5 protein-coding genes are annotated in these 2,992 nt (G+C 56.7%); all 5 read left to right on the top strand.

Annotation, left to right across the window (positions count from 1 at the left end; translation table 11 throughout):
• A partial coding sequence (locus C451_RS01020) for an ArsA family ATPase (protein WP_007736701.1) occupies positions 1–1,202 on the top strand: 1,202 nt, incomplete at its 5' end.
• Positions 1,199–1,567, top strand: a complete 369-nt coding sequence (gene hcsL / locus C451_RS01015) for a halo-CC-star protein HcsL (RefSeq protein ID WP_007736699.1) — start codon at positions 1,199–1,201, stop codon at positions 1,565–1,567. The genes C451_RS01020 and hcsL, both read left to right, overlap by 4 nt.
• Positions 1,564–1,749 (top strand): halo-CC-star protein HcsS, encoded by a 186-nt coding sequence (gene hcsS / locus C451_RS01010; RefSeq protein ID WP_007736697.1) that lies wholly within the window; start codon positions 1,564–1,566, stop codon positions 1,747–1,749. Before hcsL ends, hcsS begins: the two co-directional genes overlap by 4 nt.
• Positions 1,750–1,988: 239 nt before the next feature.
• Complete coding sequence (locus tag C451_RS01005; RefSeq protein ID WP_005040668.1) at positions 1,989–2,273, top strand: hypothetical protein; 285 nt, start codon at positions 1,989–1,991, stop codon at positions 2,271–2,273.
• 171 nt (positions 2,274–2,444) lie between these two features.
• Positions 2,445–2,992, top strand: a 548-nt coding sequence (locus tag C451_RS01000; RefSeq protein ID WP_007736684.1) for a hypothetical protein, incomplete at its 3' end; no start/stop codon positions are given.

The following is a 2,992-nucleotide window of genomic DNA, read 5'->3' as shown; positions in this document are numbered from 1 at the left end:
TCCCCGAATCAGTCTGTGAGGACCCCTTCTTCGAGGGGAAACGCGAGGACGAACAAGCAGTCATCGAGCGAGCTCGAACCGAGTTCGACACCGACGCGATAGCAACGTATCCGCTCCAGCCCGGCGAGATCGCTGGTCCCGATCTCCTTTCGGATGTCAGCGGCGTCATCTACGACGGTGACGAGGCGACCGTCGATGTCGGCACGGCGACCAACGTCGACCCCGATCAGTCGGTCGATATCGATGCGCTGGCGGACCCCGAATCGGTCGCCGAACAACTCCAGCCCGACGAGGGCACCCGATATCTGTTTTTCACGGGAAAGGGCGGCGTCGGCAAAAGCACCGTCGCCGCGACGTCGGCAACGAAACTCGCGGAAGCCGGCTACGAGACGCTCGTCGTCACGACCGATCCGGCTGCACATCTCGAAGACATCTTCGGTGAGCCAGTCGGTCACGATCCCACATCGGTGAATCGGGAAAACCTCGATGCGGCCCGTATCGACCAGGAGAAAGCCCTCGAAGAGTACCGCACGCAGGTACTCGATCACGTCCATGAGATGTACGAGAACAAGGAAGACACCCAGTTGGACGTCGAGGCCGCTATCTCCAACGTTGAGGAAGAACTAGAATCTCCGTGTGCCGAGGAGATGGCGGCACTTGAAAAGTTCGTGAGCTACTTCCAGGAAGACGGCTACGACATCGTCGTCTTTGACACTGCCCCGACTGGTCATACGCTCCGCTTGCTGGAACTGCCCTCGGACTGGAAGGGCTTCATGGATTTGGGATCGCTGACGAAGGGAGCCGCTCCTTCGAAAGGAGATCAGTACGACGAAGTCATCGAGACGATGCAAGACCCGACGAAGAGTTCCTTTGCCTTCGTCATGTCCCCTGAATTCACCCCGATGATGGAGGCCTATCGCGCTGCTGAGGACCTCAAAGAGCAGGTCGGTATCGAGACGGCGTTCGTCGTTGCGAACTACCTGCTTCCCGAGGAGTACGGCGACAACGCCTTCTTCGCGAATCGACGGGCCCAACAGGAGAAATACCTCGGCGAAATCAAGGAACGCTTCGAAACGCCGATGATGCTTGCGCCGTTGCGTCGGGACGAGCCAGTCGGATCGGATGAACTGAGCGCGTTCGGTGAGGAGCTTACTGGACTCTCAGAACTCCCGAAGAAACACGAGGAGGTGATGATCTCATGAGCGAAGTCCAATCAGAAGGGACAGTCGTCGAAGCCGAACTCCGGACATTCATCGAGACGCTCACCGACTCCGAGACCTATCAACAGTTCAGTGAGGCCAGCGAGGCACTCAAAAACGATCCGGAGGCATCGGCGTTGCTCCAGGACTTCGAGCAAAAACAGCAACGGATGCAAGATGGAGAGTTCGACCAGTCGGTGATGAGCGAACTCAAAGAGCTTCAGACCGAGATAGCCGACAACGAGACCATCCAACGGCAGCAAGCTGCCCAGGAGGAGCTCACCGAACTGTTACAGGAGACCAATGATATAATCAGCGATCGGATCGGGCAGGAATTCGCCCAGTCTACCGGAGGTGGCTGCTGTTGAGCACCACCGAGAGCGACGTTTTGGCTGCCGCCGAAAGCCTCGGTGAGGCACTTGCCGACACGCAAGCCGAATCGACGGAATCTGAATTCGAACCGCTACTGGAACAGTGCAATGAAGCGATCAGTAACACGACTGGTGTCGAGTACGGCGAGGTCTGCGAGACCAGCAGCGATTGTTGCTGATCTCTGAATCCGGATAGATAGAGTTCGTCACCTTTTGAAAATGAAACTCACATCGACAGCCTATTTTCATCGAGTGGCATGCATGATAAATTGGCCTAGCCGAGTTCAGGTAGTTCGGTATATAATGAACGGTGGTTTTCTGATTGGTGTCGAAAACTGGTGTTTTCCGTACTGTCTGTGTGAGTAGTCCATTACGTGATTTCTGCCACTTAACTCCTAGGAGCGATAACCAGACGAGTATGCCGGATCAATTGGACGACGATGTGCGTGTCTGGCTGGTTGAACGCACCTACTCTGACGACGAGCAGAATTTGATCATCCTCACTTACGCGACCACTAACGGTGAGCAATACTACCGGAAGGAGCGGGCACTTACCTCCTTCACCGACGTGCGCGACACCACCGCGGCCGCCGATGCTGAATCGGATAATCTCGGCACTGTCGATGATCCCGACCTCCAAGAGCGGTACGCCGCCGAGGCACAGCGGATGCAGGAAACGCACGACCCCGACGATGTGATCTGACCCGACCAGCCGAATCTAACAGGCTGAAACCACCTGTTATGGCACTGTAGCNGCCGCCGAGGCACAGCGGATGCAGGAAACGCACGACCCCGACGATGTGATCTGACCCGACCAGCCGAATCTAACAGGCTGAAACCACCTGTTATGGCACTGTAGCACCTATTGCAACCTATGCGCGAACTCGTCTTTGCCCTCGAATACGAACCCGGGTGCAATCGGGTGGCTGATACTCTCGCTAACCATCCAGATGCTTCGGTTCGCTCACTCTCCCTGCACGCTACTGATGACCGACTCTGGCGCGTTGACCATGCTACGGGGACGCCCGATGCTCTCGCTGCCATCGAAGACGCCTTTCTCAACAGCGACTATTACGCGGACTGTCTCGCGACCGAGGACTGTAACGCGACTCAGACCACACAGGTTCTTGACCATACCACTGAGACGCTCGTTCTCTACTCGTACTGGGAGCGTACCCCTCTCTGTGCCTCTATCCCTCACATTGCCCGCGATCATCTCGGTGACGGGCTACTGTTCGATACACGCCACGAGAGCCGCCACTACACGTGGCGCATCATCCATTCCGGCGAGGGCAATGTGAGCGAATTCTTCGATGAGCTTGAAACGACAGTCGGCGATTGCGCCCAGATGGAGATGCTTCGAACGGCGGTCGCCTCACCATCCACAAACGACACCTCCAACAGCAACACTGAATTGGCACC

Source organism: Halococcus thailandensis JCM 13552 (assembly GCF_000336715.1).
In the GTDB taxonomy this organism is placed as follows: domain Archaea; phylum Halobacteriota; class Halobacteria; order Halobacteriales; family Halococcaceae; genus Halococcus; species Halococcus thailandensis.
This window is presented reverse-complemented; position numbering and strand designations above follow the sequence as displayed.

Coding starts and splice junctions, on each gene's coding strand:
- hcsL (WP_007736699.1), top strand. CDS start 1,199: ATGAGCGAAGTCCAATCAGAAGGGACAGTCGTCGAAGCCGAACTCCGG.
- C451_RS01005 (WP_005040668.1), top strand. CDS start 1,989: ATGCCGGATCAATTGGACGACGATGTGCGTGTCTGGCTGGTTGAACGC.